Source organism: Bacillus sp. FSL R5-0820, from assembly GCF_038593385.1.
Taxonomy (GTDB): Bacteria; Bacillota; Bacilli; order Bacillales; family Bacillaceae; genus Bacillus; species Bacillus altitudinis.
In genome coordinates this window covers 2,559,094-2,580,893 of sequence record NZ_CP151991.1, presented here as the reverse complement: position 1 = coordinate 2,580,893, position 21,800 = coordinate 2,559,094, and the positions used below count along the sequence as shown (strand labels likewise).

The 21,800-nt window shown below is 41.3% G+C and carries 19 protein-coding genes; 14 read left to right on the top strand and 5 right to left on the bottom strand.

The annotated features are described in order from the left end of the window. Positions 1-186: 186 nt before the first annotated feature. The gene (locus NST15_RS13290; protein WP_008343164.1) at positions 187-489 is read right to left on the bottom strand and encodes a YtpI family protein; all 303 of its coding nucleotides are present in this window, start codon (positions 487-489) and stop codon (positions 187-189) included. Positions 490-636: 147 nt separating this feature from the next. Here NST15_RS13290 and NST15_RS13285 point away from each other — a divergent pair, with 147 nt between their 5' ends. Next, the gene (locus NST15_RS13285) at positions 637-1,578 is read left to right on the top strand and encodes a bifunctional oligoribonuclease/PAP phosphatase NrnA (protein ID WP_007501719.1); all 942 of its coding nucleotides are present in this window, start codon (positions 637-639) and stop codon (positions 1,576-1,578) included. Between the two features lie 49 nt (positions 1,579-1,627). Here the strand turns inward: NST15_RS13285 and NST15_RS13280 are convergent, their stop codons facing one another. The 3 genes from NST15_RS13280 to NST15_RS13270 form a co-directional block, all read right to left on the bottom strand. Then, positions 1,628-1,813: a hypothetical protein gene (locus NST15_RS13280; RefSeq protein WP_008346082.1), complete on the bottom strand. Its 186-nt coding sequence runs from the start codon at positions 1,811-1,813 to the stop codon at positions 1,628-1,630. A gap of 109 nt (positions 1,814-1,922) precedes the next feature. After that, complete coding sequence (ytrI, locus tag NST15_RS13275) at positions 1,923-2,426, bottom strand: sporulation membrane protein YtrI (RefSeq protein WP_007501718.1); 504 nt, start codon at positions 2,424-2,426, stop codon at positions 1,923-1,925. Beyond that, the gene (locus tag NST15_RS13270) at positions 2,423-2,764 is read right to left on the bottom strand and encodes a YtrH family sporulation protein (protein WP_007501717.1); all 342 of its coding nucleotides are present in this window, start codon (positions 2,762-2,764) and stop codon (positions 2,423-2,425) included. The genes ytrI and NST15_RS13270 overlap by 4 nt, the downstream gene beginning before the upstream one ends. Positions 2,765-2,901: 137 nt before the next feature. Here NST15_RS13270 and dnaE point away from each other — a divergent pair, with 137 nt between their 5' ends. The 7 genes from dnaE to NST15_RS13235 all read left to right on the top strand — a co-directional run bounded on the left by dnaE (position 2,902) and on the right by NST15_RS13235 (position 13,331). Continuing rightward, positions 2,902-6,237 carry a DNA polymerase III subunit alpha gene (gene dnaE, locus NST15_RS13265; protein WP_342498581.1) on the top strand — a complete coding sequence of 1,112 codons (3,336 nt, stop codon included), beginning with the start codon at positions 2,902-2,904 and terminating at the stop codon, positions 6,235-6,237. A 141-nt stretch (positions 6,238-6,378) separates the two neighbouring features. Further along, positions 6,379-7,611, top strand: a complete 1,233-nt coding sequence (locus NST15_RS13260; RefSeq protein WP_007501712.1) for a malic enzyme-like NAD(P)-binding protein — start codon at positions 6,379-6,381, stop codon at positions 7,609-7,611. A gap of 305 nt (positions 7,612-7,916) precedes the next feature. Beyond that, positions 7,917-8,792, top strand: coding sequence for an acetyl-CoA carboxylase, carboxyltransferase subunit beta (gene accD / locus NST15_RS13255; RefSeq protein WP_017358273.1), 876 nt, complete (start codon positions 7,917-7,919; stop codon positions 8,790-8,792). Beyond that, positions 8,777-9,754 (top strand): acetyl-CoA carboxylase carboxyl transferase subunit alpha, encoded by a 978-nt coding sequence (accA, locus tag NST15_RS13250; protein ID WP_017358272.1) that lies wholly within the window; start codon positions 8,777-8,779, stop codon positions 9,752-9,754. Before accD ends, accA begins: the two co-directional genes overlap by 16 nt. Before the next feature lie 339 nt (positions 9,755-10,093). Further along, a complete protein-coding gene (gene pfkA / locus NST15_RS13245) occupies positions 10,094-11,053 on the top strand; it encodes a 6-phosphofructokinase (RefSeq protein ID WP_017358271.1) in 960 nt (319 codons plus the stop codon). A gap of 27 nt (positions 11,054-11,080) precedes the next feature. Further along, entirely contained in the window at positions 11,081-12,841 is a 1,761-nt protein-coding gene (pyk, locus tag NST15_RS13240; RefSeq protein ID WP_035701978.1) for a pyruvate kinase, read from the top strand. Between the two features lie 100 nt (positions 12,842-12,941). After that, positions 12,942-13,331 carry an FxsA family protein gene (locus NST15_RS13235; RefSeq protein ID WP_007501703.1) on the top strand — a complete coding sequence of 130 codons (390 nt, stop codon included), beginning with the start codon at positions 12,942-12,944 and terminating at the stop codon, positions 13,329-13,331. A gap of 24 nt (positions 13,332-13,355) precedes the next feature. On the opposite strand, the gene ytvI is transcribed toward NST15_RS13235, so the two are convergent. Continuing rightward, entirely contained in the window at positions 13,356-14,474 is a 1,119-nt protein-coding gene (gene ytvI / locus NST15_RS13230) for a sporulation integral membrane protein YtvI (protein ID WP_025207772.1), read from the bottom strand. A 100-nt stretch (positions 14,475-14,574) separates the two neighbouring features. Here ytvI and NST15_RS13225 point away from each other — a divergent pair, with 100 nt between their 5' ends. The 6 genes from NST15_RS13225 to NST15_RS13200 all read left to right on the top strand — a co-directional run bounded on the left by NST15_RS13225 (position 14,575) and on the right by NST15_RS13200 (position 21,575). Then, entirely contained in the window at positions 14,575-15,039 is a 465-nt protein-coding gene (locus tag NST15_RS13225; RefSeq protein WP_007501699.1) for a DUF441 domain-containing protein, read from the top strand. Between the two features lie 375 nt (positions 15,040-15,414). Beyond that, positions 15,415-16,533, top strand: a complete 1,119-nt coding sequence (gene citZ, locus NST15_RS13220; protein WP_008346063.1) for a citrate synthase — start codon at positions 15,415-15,417, stop codon at positions 16,531-16,533. Positions 16,534-16,679: 146 nt separating this feature from the next. Next, entirely contained in the window at positions 16,680-17,951 is a 1,272-nt protein-coding gene (gene icd, locus NST15_RS13215) for an NADP-dependent isocitrate dehydrogenase (protein ID WP_008346060.1), read from the top strand. 34 nt (positions 17,952-17,985) lie between these two features. Next, on the top strand, positions 17,986-18,924 hold the full coding sequence (gene mdh, locus NST15_RS13210; protein WP_007501693.1) for a malate dehydrogenase: 939 nt from the start codon (positions 17,986-17,988) through the stop codon (positions 18,922-18,924). Positions 18,925-19,111: 187 nt separating this feature from the next. After that, the gene (locus NST15_RS13205; RefSeq protein WP_007501691.1) at positions 19,112-19,840 is read left to right on the top strand and encodes a response regulator transcription factor; all 729 of its coding nucleotides are present in this window, start codon (positions 19,112-19,114) and stop codon (positions 19,838-19,840) included. After that, positions 19,833-21,575, top strand: a complete 1,743-nt coding sequence (locus NST15_RS13200; protein ID WP_048001854.1) for an ATP-binding protein — start codon at positions 19,833-19,835, stop codon at positions 21,573-21,575. Before NST15_RS13205 ends, NST15_RS13200 begins: the two co-directional genes overlap by 8 nt. The last annotated feature ends 225 nt before the right edge of the window (positions 21,576-21,800 follow it).

Below are 21,800 nucleotides of genomic sequence, written 5' to 3'. Positions count from 1 at the left end.
GCATGAATGCGCCCTTTCAGCGTGTAAACAAACCCTCGTATTCTTTATCAGTCCTGCGTGCTGGTGCTCACGAATGTGACATTCGCTCCGCGCCAGTACTCCTCCTTCCTAGGGCTGCAAAGGTTTTCTATCACGCTGAAAAGAAGAGAAAGGGCTAAAATAAAGTTCATTTTAGCCCTTTCTCTATTATGCGTGGTCTTTTTCGCCTTCCTTTAAAAAGAGCGGAAGATAGTGCTTATAGGCTTTATATCCGGCCCATGTACTGCCGATACCAACTGCAACAAAAACAAACCCAATGACAAATGCGAGTGACGAGCGGTTTAAAAATAATTGATTCACACCGAAGAGCAGGACAAAGCAGCCAAGTGCCATACTTGATTTGGCAGACCAGAATTTCTTTTCGACCGGCCGGTTCGTACGGACATTCTTTGCTTTGTAGTATAGATAAAACATGGCAGAACAAATAATAAACACAATCAAAACAAGCATGTGCCAAGCCTCCATTGTAAGTGGTTACAACCCTATTTTAAACGTAAATAGGCTTGCTTACTAGAATAAATTGTCTATTCCTCACTTTTCTGTCTGGGTAGATTATGATTTAATAATAAAAAGAGTATCGCATAAGAAGGAGTATTTATGAAAAAAGAACTGATTAGAACCATATCATTATATGACACCATCATCATTCATAGACATGTAAGACCTGATCCAGACGCATATGGATCGCAGTGCGGCCTTACGGAAATCTTGCGTGCCACCTATCCAGAAAAAAATATTTATGCGACAGGAACCCCTGAGCCATCCCTTTCATTTTTATATGAATTAGATGAGGTGCCAGATGAAGTGTACAAAGGTGCCCTTGTCATTGTCTGTGACACTGCGAATCAAGCAAGAATTGATGATCAGCGTTATTCAATGGGCGATAAGCTGATGAAAATTGATCATCATCCGAATGAAGATCCGTATGGTGATTTGCTTTGGGTTGATACAGAAGCAAGCTCTGTTAGTGAAATGATTTATGAGCTGTATTTAGAGGGGAAAGAAGAAGGATATCAGCTGAATACAAAGGCGGCAGAACTCATTTATGCCGGCATTGTAGGAGACACAGGCCGTTTCCTTTTCCCAAACACAACGAAAAAGACACTCAAATATGCGGGTGAACTCATCGAATATCCGTTTTCATCATCAGACCTTTTCAATCAATTGTATGAGACAGATTTGAATGTCGTGAAATTAAATGGCTATATTTTTCAACATATCTCCTTATCAGAGAATGGCGTAGCTTCTGTTTTTATTAAACGTGACATTTTGGAGTCGTTCCAAACAACAGCGCAGCAAGCCTCACAGCTTGTTGGAACACTTGGAAATATTGCAGGGATTAAGGCATGGGTCTTTTTTGTGGAAGAGAACGATCAGATTCGTGTGAGATTCCGCTCAAAAGGCGTCGTCATTAACACCATTGCTAAAAAATATCATGGCGGAGGTCACCCGCTTGCAGCCGGTGCGTCCATATATGATTGGGCAGTTGCAGATGAGATTTTGCGTGATTTAGAAGAAGTATGTAAATCATCATCGTGAGAGAGGGGCTTCAAGTCCCCCCTCTCTTTTTTTGTGCTTGAGAAAAGGGTTACTTGGATACAGGGATAAACCAGCAGCCGATGTCAGTTGAATCTTCATAGGCTTGGAGATTTTGATGCTTTAATTCTTTTTTAATTAAATGGGCCATCATTTCTGTCTCGGCATAAGCACACATGCCGTCTTTAATCCGGCTTGCTTTGTCTCGTGCCATTTGACGATAGCTGTAAACCTCCATTGTTCTCACCTCTTTCTTGTGATGATCTCGTTCTTCTTTTAGTGTATAAAAATAACAAGTGAAAAGCGATCATTGAGTGCAGAAATTCATAAAAATTCCACATCATCTATTATTCAGCAAAGGAAATACGCACTTCAAGCGATAGCTTTGTATAAATGGTCAGCTCAGTGACTTTGGCGCGGTATGCCTTTTCTCTAATCGTATATTCTTTATTTTCCACGGTCCGTTTTAAGAGCTCTTTTGTTTTATAGACACTTTCAATATCCTTTGTGATCACCTCTGAGATATCCTCTTTCACCTGATCTTCAAATTTCAAGGTATCTGGCTCCGGGATTTTGTACTGCTCACGGTTGACGAGGTGAACATCTACGCTCTGAATAAGCAGACGCTGCTTATTGTCTTCATTTAATTTATGCAAATCTTCCCGATAGAGTGTGATTTGTTCTTTCAGACTGTCCATATGGTGCTGCTGGCTTCTGAGCAGTGTCACTTGCTTCTCTTGAAAGGTGCCATACGTAAAGAGAAAAATCAGCCAGCTGATAATTGCGCCGAACATCATCCCAGCAAAAAAACGCTGCCAGCCTGGACGTTTATACAGCTCAGGCACCCTCATGATGACACATGCTCCTGAGTGAGCCACGTAATCAGGAGATACCCCGTTTGCGCACCGCCCATAGCAGAGATAATTAACAAGATCTGCTTGAAAATATCACGTGTGTTCCCTTCGAAAATCCCTCTTTCAAAACTATAGACCGCATCAAAAGTTCCACCGATTGCCGCAACAAGTGCCCAAATTTTTAAGCGGTTGGCAAGACTTGAAATAATTGATAGCGGTGGCTGACCAGATAAATATGCACCTACCCCGCCGATAATGGCACCGCCCAAAATAACCCCCAGTGCGATAAAATAACAGCTAATAAAGTTTGGAATAAAGGCTTCCTTCACATCCATTTTTCCCACCTCACTCTATTCAATATATGGCGTGTGCTGGACAAGTATGAACGAGCGGAAAAGAAAGAACATTTGTTTCTCACCGCATCGCGTTTTATAATGAAAGAATGAATTTAGACGAAAGGAGTGGATTAAGCATGTCCTATGTTCATCTTCAGGTCCACAGTGGATACAGCTTGTTGAGCAGTGCAGCGAAGGTCAAGGAGCTCGTATTAAAGGCGAAAGAACTTGGCTATCAAGCGCTCGCTCTTACCGATGACCATGTGATGTATGGAACGGTTGAATTTTATAAGGAATGTAAAACACATGGCATCAAGCCGATTATCGGTTTAACAGCTTCTGTCTTCATAGATGAACAAGAGACAGAGGCTTATCCTTTGATCCTCCTTGCCAAAAACAATGAAGGCTATCAAAACTTGATCAAAATTAGCAGTGTCTTGAAATCAAAGTCAAAAACCGGCCTGAAAGAGAAATGGCTGAAAGCCTATCATCATGGCCTTATTGCCATCACACCAGGCGTATCCGGCTATATTGAAACGCTGCTGCAACATGATCAGCTAGATGAAGCAAGGGATGCAGCGAGCCATTTAAAAGATCTTTTTGGTGAGGAACATGTGTATTTAGCCGTTCAGCCGTTTCAGCAGGACGAAGAGCTGTCTCATAAGCTGCGGGAACTCTCAAAAAGGGCGAACATCCCGCTTGTGGCAACAGGTGACGTCCACTATATCCATCAAGAGGACAAAACCGCATATACATGTTTAAAGGCCATTAAAGCAGGCCAGCAGTTATCAGAAATAGAGGAAGACCAAGGAGACAAGCATTTCAGATCGACCGAAGAAATGATGAAGTGGTTTGGTGATGATCCAGAATTGCTGGCAAGAACGGTTGAGATTGCAAACCGCTGTGAGGTCGATTTAAATCTTGGTCAGACGAAACTGCCAACTTATCCGACGCCTGATCAATCAACAGCTGATCAGTTTTTACGAAGAGTGTGCCAAGAAGGCATGAAACGAAGACAGATTGCTTCAAATGACACATATATCAAAAGGCTTGAGTATGAGCTGAGCATCATTCAAAAAATGAATTTCAGTGACTATTTCCTCATTGTGTGGGATTTTATGAAGTATGCTCATGATCATGGCATAGTCACAGGTCCTGGCCGGGGATCAGCAGCAGGCTCTTTAGTTGCGTATGTTCTGTTTATTACAGATGTCGATCCGATCCGTCACGGGCTTTTATTTGAGCGTTTTTTAAATCCTGAACGAATCAGCATGCCGGATATAGATATCGATTTTCCTGACACGAGAAGGGATGAAATCATTTCATATGTAAAAGGCAAATATGGGGATATGCATGTGGCGCAAATTGTCACGTTTGGAACACTTGCCGCAAAGGCAGCTTTAAGAGATGTCGGACGTGTGATGGGAATTGATTCAAAAGCAGCAGACCGCCTTGCAAAACTCATCCCATCAAAGCCAGGGACGACACTGAAAGAAGCGGTGACAGTCTCCTCAGAATTAAAAACATTGCTCCAGCAATCTGAAGAGCTGCAAAGAGTGTTTCAAACCGCTTTAAAGGTAGAAGGATTACCAAGACATACATCAACACATGCAGCCGGCGTTGTCCTAAGTGAGGAGCCGCTCACACAAGTCGTGCCTATTCAAGAAGGCCATGATGGAGTGTATTTGACGCAATATGCGATGAATTATTTAGAAGATCTCGGTCTTTTAAAAATGGATTTTTTAGGTTTGAGAAACTTAACATTAATTGAATCCATTAAAAACCAGATTGAAAGACAGGAAAACGTCCACATTAACTTTAGTGACATTTCATATGAAGATCAGAAAACGTTTGATTTGTTATCAGCGGGAGATACAACGGGGATTTTCCAGCTCGAATCACAAGGTATGCGTCAGGTGCTGAGACGACTGAAACCTTCTAGTCTAGAAGATATCGTGGCAGTCAATGCCTTATACCGCCCGGGTCCGATGGAGAATATCCCGCTCTTTATCGACCGAAAGCATGGCAGAGTGAAAGTCTCCTACCCGCATCCAGATTTGTATGACATCTTAAAGGATACATATGGGGTCATCGTCTATCAGGAGCAAATCATGCTGATTGCAGCAAAGATGGCAGGCTTTAAGCTGGGCGAGGCTGATTTACTAAGAAGAGCCGTTTCAAAGAAAGATAAAAAGGTGCTTGATGAAGAGCGAAGCCATTTTGTTGAAGGATGCCTAAAAAAGGAGTATCCTGTTAACATTGCAAATGATGTTTATGACCTAATCGTCAAATTTGCAAACTATGGTTTTAATAGAAGCCATGCTGTTGCATATAGCATGATCGGCTTTCAGCTTGCTTATTTAAAAGCGCATTATCCGTTATATTTTATGTGCGGTCTTTTAACGAGTGTGATTGGAAATGAAGACAAAGTGGCTCAATATTTCTATGAGGCAAAGGAAAAAGGGATATCTGTGTTGAAGCCTTCTATTAATAAGAGCGAATTTCCATTCACGGTTGAAAAAGGGGAGATCCGCTACAGCTTAAGAGCGATCAAAAATGTCGGAGTGTCAGCTGTAAAGGATATATACAGAGCAAGACAGGAAAAGCCATTTGAAGATTTATTTGATTTTTGCGCAAGGGTATCAACAAAGAGTGTCAACCGAAAAACGATTGAAGCCCTCATTTTCTCAGGGGCAATGGATGAGCTTCATCCAAATCGTGCTTCGTTATTAGCATCGATAGATATTGCGTTAGACCATGTGTCATTTTTAACACCTGAGGATCAGCTGGACTTTCTTGGGGATACAACCTTCCCACTTGAGTTAAAATATGCGGAGATAGAAGAAATGCCGCTTGTCGATCTCTTGCAATTTGAGAAAGAAGCACTCGGGTTATATTTATCAAATCACCCAGTACAAGCGTATCGAGATCGTTTGAGAGAGAATGGTGCAGTGGAAATCATCAGACTTTCTTCCTATATAAAGCGAAAGATCTCAATGGGTGGTCTTTTGACAAAGGTGAAATCGATTCGGACAAAAAATGGACAATCGATGGCATTTGTCACATTCGGGGATGAAACGGGAGAAATGGAAGGTGTCGTCTTTCCAGAGCAATTTAGAAAGCTGTCCCCCTTACTTGAGGAGGGCGCAATGCTTTATGTTGAAGGCAGAATAGATGTCAGAAATGAGAGCAGTCAAATCATCGTGCAAGAAGCTGTTCTACTGGAAGAGATGGGCTCTAAAAGAAAAGAATCTGTCTACATTCGAGTCAAAGAAGAGAACCATACGCAGGAGCTGCTAGAACAAGTGAAACGAGTGATCTCCATGCACAGCGGAGAAGCAGATGTCTATTTGTATTATGAAAAGCAAAAAAAGACGATGAGACTTCCAGATGCATACAAAGTTCATGCAGATCATGCGGTGATTTTCCAGTTAAAAGAGCTGCTCGGTGAACAAAACGTTGTGATTAAATGATGACAAATCGTCTGAATATGTTTTACAATTTCACCTATTGTGTTATCATTTTAAAGATTCTGTGTATTTAAACTGCCAAGTATGTGCTTATCAACTTAGCAATTCATTAAATCATTTTCCACTTGAAGGAGTGTTCATCACATGTCATTAAGAGAAGAAGCATTACATATGCACAAAGAGAATCAAGGCAAACTCGAATCAAAATCAAAGGTACAAGTGAAAAATGCGAAAGACTTGAGCTTGGCTTACTCACCAGGTGTGGCAGAGCCATGTAAAGATATTTATGACGACACAAGCAAAGTGTATGATTATACAATGAAAGGCAATATGGTTGCTGTTGTCACAGACGGAAGTGCTGTGTTAGGGCTTGGAAACATTGGGGCAGAAGCATCTCTTCCAGTAATGGAAGGAAAAGCTGTATTATTCAAAAGCTTTGCAGGTGTTGATGCATTCCCAATCGCACTTGCAACAAACGATGTAGACAAAATCGTTGAAACAGTGAAGCTTCTTGAGCCGACATTTGGCGGCGTGAACCTTGAAGATATTGCAGCACCAAACTGCTTTATCATTGAAGAGCGTTTGAAAAAAGAGACAAACATTCCTGTTTTCCACGATGATCAGCACGGGACAGCGATTGTAACAGTGGCAGGACTTGTGAATGCACTGAAGCTGTCTGGAAAATCAATGTCTTCAATTAAAGTGGTTGCAAACGGCGCTGGAGCAGCAGGAATTGCGATTATCAAACTTCTTTATCATTTCGGTGTACGTGATATCATCATGTGTGATACAAAAGGCGCTATTTATGAAGGCCGTCCGAATGGTATGAATGCAGTGAAAAATGAAGTAGCTAAATTCACGAACCAAGATCGTAAAGAAGGTTCTTTAGAAGAAGTGATTGAAGGCGCAGATGTCTTTATCGGCGTTTCAGTAGCAGGTGCTTTAACTAAAGAAATGGTTGGGAAAATGGCAAAAGATCCTGTCATCTTCGCAATGGCTAATCCAAACCCAGAGATCATGCCAGAAGATGCACATGCAGCAGGTGCAAGTGTTGTAGGAACTGGCCGTTCTGACTTCCCGAACCAAGTGAACAACGTCCTTGCATTCCCTGGTATTTTCCGCGGAGCGCTTGATGTACGTGCGACACACATTAACGAAGAAATGAAAATTGCAGCTGTTGAAGCGATTGCTTCCCTTGTATCAGATGAAGAATTGTCAGCGGAATACGTTATTCCTGCGCCATTTGATGCACGAGTAGCGCCAGCGGTAGCCAAAGCAGTGGCAAAAGCAGCAATGGAAACGGGCGTTTCAAGAATCAAAGTAGACCCAGAAGCTGTTGCAGAAAAAACAAGAAAATTAACGATTATCGGCGAGTAATCGAATTGGAAAAGTGTGCACGGTTTTTCTGAATTTGGAGGAAAAACGTGCACCATTTCCTCTCTTTCACGAAATTTTTTTCATCCTAAATGAGATTTTTTTGTAGACGTTCACAATTCACATATACCAACTACTCAGCGCCCCAAACCTATACTCATTTCTCATCAATTCCCCACTGAAAAAATTGAATGAAGGATGACAGCGTTTGACAAAAAAAGTACAATAGTTTCGGTACAGTTATGACATGTCCTATAATAGTGGATGTGCGTGTAAAGAAAAAACCCTTCAAAAAGGGAGGTAGTCATTTGTCAATCAAGAATATTTTCAGTAAAAAGAAAAAATATGCATCTGTACCCTCTGAACAGGCAAGTCAAGATGTGCCTGAAGGCATCATGACCAAATGTCCGCAATGTAAAAAAATAATGCTCACCAAAGAACTAGATAAAAATTTACGTGTTTGCATGAATTGCGGCAGACATTTGCAAATGAATGCAAAACAACGTATTGAAAGCCTTGTAGACGAAGGCACATTTGAAGAATTTAACGGTCACCTCATTTCTGAGAACCCGCTCGGTTTCCCAGGCTACGAAGAAAAGCTTGAGAAAGACAGAGAAAAAACATCTTTGAATGAAGCCATCGTGACAGGAAAAGGTGAAATTAAAGGTCAAAGTGCTGTCATTGCTGTCATGGATGCCACGTTCCGTATGGGCAGCATGGGCTCGGTCGTTGGTGAAAAGATTACACTAGCTATTGAGAAAGCAAAAGCGGACAAGGTGCCATTTATCATCTTCACTGCATCTGGAGGAGCAAGAATGCAAGAGGGGATTCTTAGTCTGATGCAGATGGCAAAAACAAGTTCAGCATTAAAGCTGTTCAGCGAGGATCAAGGTCTGATTATTTCTGTGATGACCAATCCGACTACTGGCGGTGTATCAGCTAGTTTCGCGTCTCTCGGTGATTACAACTTTGCAGAGCCTGGTGCATTAATTGGTTTTGCTGGTCGCAGAATCATTGAACAAACCATTCGTGAAGACTTACCAGAGGACTTCCAAACGGCTGAATTTTTAATGAAGCATGGTCAGCTAGATGCTGTGATTCACCGTGCAGAAATGAAAGAAACATTAGGCCAAATCTTAGCATTACACAGCACAGGAGGTGAACGAGAGTGGCTGGAGAACTAGAATTTGAAAAACCTGTCATTGAACTTCGAGCGAAAATTGATGAATTGAAAAAGTTCACACAAAACTCAGAGATGGATTTAAGTGCGGAAATTGAGCGCCTTGAAACACGTCTGAGTAAGCTTGAAACAGACATTTATACAAATTTAAAGCCGTGGGACAGAGTGCAAATTGCTCGTCATGCGATGCGCCCAACAACTCTCGATTACATTCAAGAGCTGTTTGATCACTTTTTCGAATGTCACGGTGATCGTTTTTATGGTGACGATGAAGCCATCGTTGGAGGAATTGCCACGTTTAAAGGACTTCCTGTCACAGTCATTGGTCATCAGCGCGGAAAAGACACAAAAGAAAACTTGCGCCGTAATTTCGGGATGCCGCATCCAGAAGGTTACCGTAAAGCATTGCGCTTGATGAAACAAGCAGATAAATTTAATCGTCCAATCATTTGCTTTATTGATACAAAAGGAGCTTATCCTGGTAAAGCAGCTGAAGAACGCGGGCAAAGTGAAGCAATTGCGAAAAACCTTTTCGAAATGGCAGGACTTCGTGTACCGGTTGTCTGTATTGTCATTGGAGAAGGCGGAAGTGGCGGAGCACTAGGCTTAGGCGTAGGAAACCACCTATTTATGCTAGAGAACTCAACATATTCAGTGATTTCACCTGAAGGTGCAGCAGCACTGCTCTGGAAGGACTCATCACTTGCAAAAAAAGCTGCAGAATCAATGAAAATTACCGCTCCAGACCTAAAAGAATTAGATATTATAGATGATGTTATTAAAGAAGTGCAAGGTGGAGCACACCGAGACGTGAAACAACAAGCAGCCTACATTGAAAAAACATTAAAACAGTCACTTACATCTTTGCTCAAACAATCGCCTGAAGAATTAGTCGAACAAAGATATCAAAAATACAAAGCAATCGGCAAAGTATCGATTGAAAATCAATATATTGGGGTAAACTAAATAAACGTACAGCCTTTTGGCTGGCGTTTATTTTTTTCGTCTTTTTTCATCAAAACGATCTGATGTAAGCGCTATTTGAAAATAATTTTCTTTTGTTTTCATAAAATTTGAAACGTCTGAAAACGTTGATTTGACAAGGTTTAGAGGACTTGAAACAACTGTTTTTTGAACAAAGTGCTTTCATGACTTTCTTAACTTTTGTTTAAAAACATTTTATTTAATTGTATAATAAGTACGGTTTTAGAAATTCGTATTGAAAACATCCGGTTTTGCTCATGATTGTTTTCAAGCAGTGGAAATGGTATGTTTAATTCATATATGGTCTCTGAGGTGAAAAAGATGAAGCGTATAGGAGTTTTAACGAGCGGTGGGGATTCCCCAGGAATGAATGCAGCTGTGCGCGCAGTTGTAAGGAAAGCAATTTACCATAATGTAGAAGTTTACGGTATTTATAATGGATATTCAGGTCTAATTAACGGTAAAATTGAGAAACTCGAAATAGGTTCAGTAGGCGATATCATTCATCGTGGAGGAACAAAACTTTACACGGCAAGATGTCCTGAATTCAAGACAGTTGAAGGTCGTGAAAAAGGGATTGAGAACTTAAAAAAATTCGGTATTGAAGGACTTGTTGTCATCGGTGGAGATGGCTCATTCATGGGAGCGAAGAAATTAACAGAGCTCGGTTTTCCATGTGTAGGTGTTCCCGGCACGATTGACAATGACATTCCAGGTACTGATTTCACTATTGGCTTTGATACAGCACTAAATACAGTCATTGATGCCATTGATAAAATTCGTGATACAGCCACATCTCATGAACGTACATACGTAGTGGAAGTAATGGGAAGACATGCGGGGGATATTGCCCTTTGGTCAGGTCTTGCAGGCGGAGCTGAATCGATTTTGATTCCTGAAGCAGACTATGACATGGACGAAATTATTGCCAGATTGAGAAGAGGACATGAGCGCGGCAAGAAGCACAGTATCATCATCGTCGCAGAAGGCGTAGGCAGCGGTGTCGAATTTGGTAAGAGAATTGAAGAGGAGACAAGCCTTGAAACGCGTGTATCTGTCTTAGGACATATTCAGCGTGGAGGTTCTCCAAGTGCGTTTGACCGAGTGCTCGCAAGTCGCTTAGGAGCGTATGCAGTAGAACTTCTTCTTGAAGGAAGAGGCGGACGCTGTGTAGGCATTCAAAGCAACGAACTCGTTCATCACGATATTTTAGACATCTTAGATAAAAAGCATACAGTCGATCAAAATATGTACCGACTTTCACAAGAGCTCTCTATATAAAACGAGAAGACCTTAGGAGGAACAGTAATGAGAAAGACAAAAATCGTTTGTACAATCGGTCCAGCAAGTGAAAGCATTGAAAAGCTGACTGAATTGATTGAAGCAGGAATGAATGTAGCCAGACTAAACTTCTCTCATGGAGATTTTGAAGAGCATGGTGCACGTATTGAAAACATTCGCAAAGCAGGTAAAACTTTAGGCAAGGACATTGCGATCCTTCTTGATACAAAAGGTCCAGAGATCCGTACACGCACAGTTGAAAACGGCTCAATTGAGTTAGTTGCTGGTGCTGATCTTATCGTGAGTATGGAAGACATTGTGGGAAACACTGAAAAAATCAGTGTGACGTACGAAGATTTAATTCATGATGTAGGAGTGGGCTCAACCATCTTATTAGATGATGGTCTGATTGGTCTAGAAGTAAAAGAATTAAATATGGACCGAAAAGAAATCGTCACAAAAGTGATGAATACAGGTACACTGAAAAACAAAAAAGGTGTCAACGTACCGGGTGTGAGTGTGAACTTGCCGGGTATTACAGAAAAGGATGCCAATGATATTCTGTTCGGAATTGAACAAGGTGTCGATTTCATCGCAGCTTCTTTTGTAAGACGAGCTTCTGATGTTCTTGAAATTCGTGAGCTGCTTGAAAAGAACAACGCAGCTGACATTCAAATTATTCCTAAGATTGAAAACCAAGAGGGCGTTGATAACATCGATGAAATCCTTGAGGTATCAGATGGATTGATGGTCGCTCGTGGAGATCTTGGTGTTGAGATTCCGGCAGAAGAAGTACCGCTTGTTCAAAAAATGCTGATCAAAAAATGCAACCGTTTAGGCAAGCCTGTCATCACAGCAACTCAAATGCTGGATAGCATGCAGCGTAACCCGCGTCCAACTCGTGCAGAAGCAAGTGATGTGGCAAATGCTATTTTTGACGGTACAGATGCGATCATGCTATCTGGTGAAACAGCAGCAGGAACATATCCAGTTGAAGCTGTGCAAACAATGCACAACATTGCCTCACGTTCAGAGGAAGCACTTAACTATAAAGCAATCCTTTCTCGCAGAAGCGAAGAAGTAGAGGTCAGCATTACAGATGCGATCGGTCAATCTGTTGCGCACACAGCTATGAAGCTTGATGTGGCAGCGATTGTGACACCTACTGAGAGTGGTCATACTGCAAGAATGATTTCAAAATATAGACCAAAAGCACCAATCGTAGCAGTCACAGCAAACGAATCAGTGGCAAGAAAACTTTCACTCGTATTCGGTGTATTTGCAAAGAGCGGTTCAAAAACGACATCTACTGATGAAATGCTTGAGAATGCAGTAGAAAAGTCAATTGAAACAGGCTATGTAAGACATGGTGATTTAATCGTGATTACAGCTGGTGTGCCAGTTGGTGAAACAGGTACAACCAACTTAATGAAAGTGTATGTTGTCGGTGACATCATTGCGAAGGGTCAAGGAATTGGCCGCAAATCTGCATTTGGACCGGTTGTTATTGCACAAAGCGGAAAAGAAGCAGAGGAAAAAATGTACGATGGTGCGATTCTTGTCGCAAACTGCACAGATCGTGATATGATGGGTGCTTTAGAAAAAGCGTCTGCCCTTATCACGGAAGAAGGCGGTTTAACAAGCCATGCAGCAGTCGTTGGGCTCAGTCTTGGCATTCCAGTCATTGTTGGTCTCGACAGTGCCACAACACTTCTAAAAGAAGGCGAAGAGATTACAGTAGATCCAGCACGCGGAGCGATCTACAAAGGCCGTGCAAGCGTCCTTTAAATCACACACGAGGGGAGTTATCTGACTCCTCTCTTTTTTTATGTTACACTAAAAAAAGTAAACAGCTTTCGATGAAAGAGACCCCATGAGGTGATATGGCTTGAAAAAATATTTTCTACTATTATTGATTCTGTTCCCAGCAGTTGAAATTAGTTTATTTTTAATCTCAAGTAACATCATTGGTATTTTACCAACGATGCTAGTCATTGTGCTGACAAGTGCACTAGGTGCTTACTTTGCAAGAAAACAAGGAATAGAAGCATTTCAGAAAGTACAGCGAGATTTACAATATGGCAAAATGCCAGGGGCCACCATTGTCGATGGCTTCTGCATTCTGATCGGTGGTTTGCTGCTGCTCATACCTGGATTCCTTTCTGATCTGATTGGGGCTGTTCTGCTCATTCCCATGACAAGAAAACGGATCAAACCGCTCTTTGAGCGCTGGCTTAGAAACATGTCCAATCGCAAACGCTATACGATTATACGCTAAAGAGACCTTCTCATCAGGTCTCTTTTACTTTTGCGCACCATACCGAATGTACTGATAAAGGTCTCTGAAAACCCCTGCATTACGAAACGCCTGCCAAACGACAAGAGAAGCGGGACCGAGTGCAAGTCCAAGAAAACCAAAGCATTTTAACCCGACAAACAATGCCACGAGTGTTGCTAAAGGATTAAGACCGATTGATTTACTTAAGACTTTTGGCTCTGATATTTGTCTTTGAATGAGCACCACAATATACAAAATGCCCAGTCCAATGGCGAGTGAAAGATTTCCTGTCATGGCGGAGTAAATGATCCACGGAAGAAAAACCGTGCCACTCCCGATGTAAGGAAGTAAATCAACTAGACCAATACATAGAGCGATCACAATCGCATGCTCGACCTTTAAGATGAAAAGTCCAATCAGCACGATACCAATTGTCATGGCAACAAGGAGAAGCTGGGCTTTCATAAAGCCAGAAATGGCTTTTTTGATTTCAGATAAGATGGCACGTGTATGAAGCATCCATTTGGCGGGAAAGATACGAGAACCATATTTTTTTAATGTAAACCAATCTTTTGTGATAAAAAAAGTCGCTAGTGCGGAAAATAAAAGCGTCGCTGCTGCATCAGGCAAAAGACCTAAAAAAGCTGGAATGAATTCAAGAGTTTTTGAAAGGAAAGTCCCGATTTTTGCCGCTGCTTCGTCACCAAGTGCTTGGATTTGTCCTAAAATCGACTCCTTTTGACCTGCTTGAAGTGTATTAAATTGAGCAGTCAAATCATGATATAAAGGCAAAATCTGATCCGTGAAAAAACGTTCCACAATCCCAATCATTTGATCAAGATGACCTGGCAGTACCTTTGCTAAATAAGCACTTCCTGAAATGATTTCCGCCACTAAAAGTGTCATGAATCCGGCTGCTGCCACTAAAAAGAGTAATAGCACAATGATGACAACAAAACCTCTTGGCATCCCGGTCATGTTTTCGATTTTGCATACGGCTGGATGAATCAAACACGACACGGCAAATGCAATCCAAAATGGATATAAAAACGGAAAAGACTGATATAAAAAAACAACCGCACAAACGGCGATGCTGAAAATCATCAAACTTCGCAAAAAAATGGCCACATACGTGTGATTCACACAATCCCCTCCAAAAAACAAGCATGTTCGATACTTCATTTTATTCAAAAAGATTAGTAATATGAAAAGGTCGCAATAAAAAGAAAGAAAGGAGCGGCGTATGTTTACTCAAGCAAATTTGTTTTTGGTTCTTTTACTCGTTATTGCACTTATTGCAAAAAACAATTCGTTAATTTTAGCGGTCTCTGTGCTGATTGCCATTAAGCTGATTGGCCTGGATCAAAAAATATTCCCGGTTCTGCAATCAAAAGGTATCAATTGGGGTGTGACGGTCATCACGATCGCTGTGCTTGTACCGATCGCAACAGGGGACATTGGATTTAAACAGCTTGGAGAAGCAATGAAATCCTCTTATGCTTGGATTGCACTCGGAGCGGGTATATTAGTAGCATTAATTGCAAAAAACGGCATTGTGCTACTCGAAAACGATCCGCATATCACAGCAGCGCTTGTATTCGGTACGATTTTGGCAGTCAGTTTATTCAAAGGTGTAGCTGTTGGCCCGCTGATTGGTGCTGGAATTGCCTATTTAGCGATGCAAGCAGTGAAATTTTTCAGCGGTTAAAAAGAGAGTGGCTCATGCCACTTTCTTTTGATATTTTTTCTGACGTGAGCTTTTGCAAAAAAACATAATTAAATATATTAAAAGAAGCAAAATCCCTTTATTCCATGCCCGAACCGGAAGGCTGGAAAAAAAAATATCAAAAAAAATTATAGTTAAACATTTAACAAATGTCTGATTATTGTTTATAATGGGAATAGGCTTAATTTTGAACTCATTGATCAAACAAGAGATATGAGGCTAAAAGCGCTCTAACCGTATAGGTAAATGTAAGCATTTTCTTTTCTAAACCTGCCAGCCTATTTTGGTTGGATAGCGCTTTCAAAAAGCGAGAATTTTGCAACGAAGGGGAATCTTTTTAAAAAGGGGAGATTGAACATGACAGCAACAAGAGGTCTTGAAGGTATCGTGGCAACAACTTCATCCGTAAGCTCAATTATTGATGATACTCTTACTTATGTAGGGTACAATATCGATGATTTAACTGAAAAAGCTACTTTCGAAGAAATTGTCTACCTGTTATGGCACTTAAAGCTGCCGAATGAGCAGGAGCTAAGCGAGTTAAAGCAGCAGCTCAATGAAAATGCTCATATTCCGCAAGAGATCATTGAGCACTTTAAATCTTATTCGCTGGATGGGGTTCATCCAATGTCTGCGATTCGTACAGCGGTATCCTTATTAGGTTTACTTGATGACGAATCAGAGATTATGGACAAAGAAGCGAATTACAGAAAAGCCATTCGCTTACAAGCGAAAATTTCTGGACTTGTCGCTGCATTCTCACGTATTCGAAAGGGACTTGAGCCTGTACAGCCAAAAGAAGAATACAGCTATGCTGCAAACTTCTTATATATGCTAAACGGCGAAGAGCCTTCACCAGTAGAAATTGAAGCGATTGATAAAGCGCTCATTCTACATGCGGATCACGAATTAAACGCATCGACATTTACAGCACGTGTATGTGTTGCTACACTATCAGATATCTACTCTGGTGTAACAGCGGCTATCGGCGCATTGAAAGGACCACTTCATGGCGGCGCAAATGAAGGCGTAATGAAGATGTTGTCAGAAATTGGCGAAGTTGAAAACGTAGATTCCTATATTCATGGTAAGCTAGAGAAGAAAGAGAAAATTATGGGCTTTGGCCACCGCGTTTACCGCCAGGGTGACCCGCGTGCAAAACATTTAAAAGAAATGAGCCAGCGCTTAACAAATCTCACAGGCGAGCCAAAATGGTATGAAATGTCTGTACGCGCAGAGGAAATCGTGACATCAGAGAAAAATCTTCCACCAAATGTTGATTTTTATTCTGCTTCTGTCTATCACAGTCTTGGGATTGATCATGACTTGTTTACACCAATTTTCGTGATCAGCCGATTCTCTGGATGGATTGCTCACATTTTAGAGCAATATGACAACAACCGTCTGATCCGTCCAAGAGCTGACTATATTGGACCAGATCTTCAAACGTTTGTTCCGATCAGTGAAAGAGACTAATGTTTATAGAATAGTGGAGGCTGATCCATCTAAACCAATCAGCCTCCATATCAACAAAAAACGAATCATGTGAAAAACTTCTTGGCTTGCAGACATCAAGCTTGGAAGTTTCAAATATTCACTACATAACCTGGGAGGTAATATCATTGTCACAAGGCGAAAAAATTACAGTTACTGGCGGCGTATTGAATGTACCAAATAATCCAATTATCCCGTTTATCGAAGGGGACGGAATCGGTCCTGACATTTGGAAAGCAGCATCAAGAGTTCTTGAAGCAGCTGTAGAAAAAGCATATAAAGGTGAAAAGCAAATCACTTGGAAAGAAGTATATGCAGGTGAAAAAGCTTACAATAAAACTGGCGAGTGGCTTCCAGAGCAAACACTTGAAGACATTCGTGAATATTTAATCGCGATCAAAGGACCACTGACAACACCAATTGGCGGAGGAATCCGTTCATTGAACGTGGCACTAAGACAAGAGCTTGATTTATTCACATGCTTACGTCCAGTTCGCTGGTTCCAAGGCGTACCATCTCCTGTGAAACGTCCAGAAGACACAGACATGGTCATCTTCCGTGAAAACACTGAAGATATCTATGCAGGAATCGAGTATGCAAAAGGATCAGACGAAGTGAAGAAGTTAATCGACTTCTTGAAAAACGAATTAGGTGTGAATAAAATCCGTTTCCCAGAAACATCAGGTATCGGAATCAAACCAGTTTCTGAAGAAGGAACATCTCGTCTTGTCAGAGCAGCGATCCAATATGCGATTGACCAAGGCCGTAAATCTGTGACACTTGTTCACAAAGGAAACATCATGAAATTTACAGAAGGAGCCTTCAAAAACTGGGGCTACGAAGTGGCTGAAAAAGAGTTCGGCGACAAAGTCTTTACATGGGCACAATATGATCGTATTGTAGAACAAGATGGAAAAGATGCGGCAAACAAAGCGCAAAGTGAAGCAGAAGCTGCTGGCAAAATCATTGTCAAAGACAGCATTGCAGATATTTTCCTTCAACAAATTTTAACTCGTCCAGCTGAGTTCGATGTTGTCGCAACAATGAACTTAAACGGAGACTACATCTCTGACGCACTTGCAGCACAAGTTGGTGGAATTGGTATCGCACCTGGTGCAAACATCAACTACGAAACAGGACACGCTATTTTTGAAGCGACTCACGGAACAGCACCGAAATATGCTGGTCTTGATAAAGTGAATCCATCTTCTGTTCTTCTATCAGGCGTGCTTTTACTTGAGCACCTTGGATGGCAAGAAGCTGCTGATCTAGTGATTCAATCTGTTGAAAAAACAATTGCATCTAAAGTCGTCACGTACGATTTTGCTAGATTAATGGACGGTGCAACAGAAGTGAAATGTTCTGAGTTTGCTGACGAGCTCATCAAAAACTTGTCTTGATTCTTAAACTTTAAAGTTAAAGGGGAAAAAGGAAATGGCAAACAAGCGTAAAAAAGTATCTGTCATCGGAGCAGGCTTTACTGGAGCAACTACAGCATTTCTAACAGCTCAAAAAGAATTAGCGGATGTCGTATTAGTGGATATCCCTCAGCTTGAGAACCCGACAAAAGGGAAAGCACTTGACATGCTGGAAGCAAGCCCTGTTCAAGGCTTCGATGCGAATATTACAGGAACTTCTAACTACGAAGATACAGCCGGTTCTGATGTCGTGGTCATTACGGCAGGAATTGCAAGAAAGCCGGGAATGAGCCGTGACGACCTCGTGTCAACAAATGAAAAAATCATGCGCAGTGTGACACGTGAAATCGTTAAATATTCTCCAGAAGCGATCATTGTTGTGTTAACAAACCCTGTTGATGCAATGACATATGCAGTTTATAAAGAATCAGGATTACCAAAAGAAAAAGTCATCGGACAATCAGGAATTCTTGATACAGCACGTTTCCGTACGTTCGTTGCTCAAGAATTAAACCTATCTGTGAAAGATGTGACGGGCTTTGTTCTTGGCGGACATGGGGACGACATGGTTCCTCTTGTACGTTACTCTTATGCAGGCGGTATCCCGCTGGAAACATTAATTCCTAAAGAGCGAATTGATGCAATTGTTGAAAGAACAAGAAAAGGCGGCGGTGAAATCGTTAACCTATTAGGTAACGGTAGTGCGTATTATGCACCTGCTGCTTCACTCGTTGAAATGGTTGAGGCGATCTTAAAAGATCAACGCCGCGTCATGCCGACGATTGCATACCTTGAAGGTGAATATGGCTACGAAGGCATTTACCTTGGCGTTCCAACAATCGTAGGTGGAAACGGCCTTGAGCAGATCATCGAGCTTGAGCTGACAGAAGAAGAAAGAAGTCAGCTTGACCGTTCTGTTGAATCTGTAAAGAACGTCATGAAAGTATTGTCTTAATATGAATAAAAAAGAAGGCTTCTCGTATGAGGAGTCTTCTTTTTGTTTACAAAACCAATCTTGTCGAAATTTTAAATTGTTCTCTTGTTAAGCTTTCGTTAAAATGAAAGAGAAAGCATGACTTCTCGCTTTTCACATAAGATACAAAAAACCGGATGCAGGGGAAATCACTAATTGGAGGCACAACATGAATAAAAAAATATTAGTTGTGGATGATGAAGAATCAATTGTAACACTTCTAAGCTATAACCTTGAAAGGGCGGGCTACGATGTCGTCACAGCAAGAGACGGAGAAGAAGCGCTTGAAAAAGCAGCAAGTGAACAGCCTGATCTGATTGTGCTTGATTTAATGCTTCCGAAAATGGACGGCATTGAAGTGTGCAAACAACTGAGAATTCAAAAAATGATGTTCCCTATTTTAATGCTGACAGCAAAGGACGATGAATTTGATAAGGTGCTCGGTCTTGAACTTGGAGCCGATGATTACATGACAAAACCTTTCAGTCCTAGAGAAGTGGGTGCTCGGGTAAAAGCCATTTTGAGAAGAGCACAGCAATCTCAGCCGGCTCCCGTGCAAGAAGAGAAGGAAGAGATCATTGCAGACCAAATCAAAATTGGAGACCTGCGCATTTTACCTGAACATTACGAAGTCTATTTCCAAGAAGAACGTCTAGAGCTCACGCCAAAGGAATTTGAACTGCTTCTTTATTTGGCTAAGCATAAAGGCCGTGTTCTTACGCGTGATCTATTGTTAAGTGCGGTTTGGAATTATGACTTTGCAGGTGATACTCGTATTGTGGATGTGCATATCAGCCACTTGCGGGACAAAATTGAAAAGAACACGAAAAAACCAACATATATTAAAACCATTCGAGGCTTAGGCTACAAATTGGAGGAGCCAAAGCCAAATGAGTAAAGTGAGAACCCGCCTTTTTTCTGGGCTCATTTTTCTCCTGTTTATTGTGTTTGTTGCGCTTGGTCTTTTCTTGGATCATATGTTTCATATTTTCTATGAAACAAAATTAACCGAACGAATGGAAAAGGAATCGAGTTTTCTCCTTTCTTCAATGAATGTTGAAGATTTGAACGCGGAGCAAAACAAGAAGATTCTCAATCAAGCAAAGCAGCATCTCGATATGAATGCGTCGATTGTGGACGTGAAGGGGAATATCATACATACAACGGGTCAAGCAGAACAAAGAGCCGTCATTTTAAACACGCTGGAAAATGAGCAGCTCCAAACAAAAGGAATGTTCATTGAGGATGAGAAAGATGCGCTGTTTCATTATGCAGTTCCAATGATGAAACAAAACGAACCGGCGGGATATTTATTTCTTCATGCTTCATTCCAGCCTTTGAATGAGATTGATGGTCAGCTCTGGCTTGCATTAGCCTTTTGTCTTGGTTCAGCCATCATTATCATCGTCTTCTTTGGCTATCGCATGTCGATGAAGTATGTAAAGCCGATTGATTATGCCACAAAGGTGGCCAAACAGCTTGAACGAGGGAACTATGATACAAATAACTATGAAGAGCTGATCATTGAAACAAGTGAACTCAATACATCAATGAAGCGTCTGGCAGAAAGTCTTCAAGACATGACAAGCGCTGGCGAAATGCAGCGAGATCGTCTGCAAACAGTCATTGAAAACATTGGAGCGGGGATTATTTTGATTGATAAAATGGGCTATATTCACTTAGTCAATCGAACATTCCGCAAGCAATTCAAAGTTCAAAAACATATTTACATGCACAAGCTGTATCATGAAGCCTTTACCCATGAAGAGATTATTGAGTTAATAGACGAAATTTTCATGACAGAAACCAAGGTCCGAAAGTTTTTACGTCTCGCTGTTGACATCGAGCGCCGTTATTTCCAAGTCGATGGTGTTCCGATCTTAAGTACAGACGATGAATGGAAAGGGATTGTTCTTGTCTTTCATGATGTGACAGAAACAAAGCAGCTAGAACAGATGCGAAAAGACTTTGTCGCTAACGTGTCACATGAATTAAAGACACCGATCACGTCAATTAAAGGCTTTTCTGAAACACTTCTGGATGGTGCCATTGACGACAAAGAAGCGCTGACACAATTTTTGTCCATCATCCTAAAAGAGAGTATTCGTTTAGAAACGCTCATCCAAGACTTACTTGATCTCTCGAAAATTGAACAGCAGCATTTTAAGCTGAATATTCAAGAAGCCAATGCGACAGAAATCATTCAAGAGATTGAAGTGCTGCTAAAACAAAAGGCTGCTGAAAAAGGCATTGACCTACAAGTGCGTGTCCCGAAAGAGCCGGTCTATGTCATGGCAGATCCGCTGAGATTAAAACAAATTTTCCTCAACCTGATCAATAATGCCCTCACCTATACACCAGAGGGAGGAAGTGTCACGATCACAGCAAGACAGAGGAAAGACAGCTATGAATTTGATGTAGCAGATACAGGGATCGGTATGAAAAAGAGTGAAATTCCAAGAATATTCGAGAGATTTTATCGAATTGATAAAGATAGAAGTAGAAACTCAGGCGGTACAGGGCTTGGTCTTGCCATTGTCAAACACCTTGTCGAAGCACATGAAGGAACGATTTCTGTTCATAGCAAACAAGGCAAAGGGACGACGTTTACCGTGAGTTTAAAGTCAAAATAGAGAAGAATGGAAAGTGGCGTTAAAATTTACATGATCTTTACAATGAATTCATGTTTTGTTAATCAATCATTGGTAGGATGAATAGGAACCCCTTCATCCAAGGAGCCAATTTTGGAAGGACGAAAACACTTGTTGTTTTCGTCCCTTTTTTATGCAGGCTCGTCTATTTTCTTTTCAAAATAAACTTTGATAAAATGAACATACAATGTGCGAAAGAGACGGCTG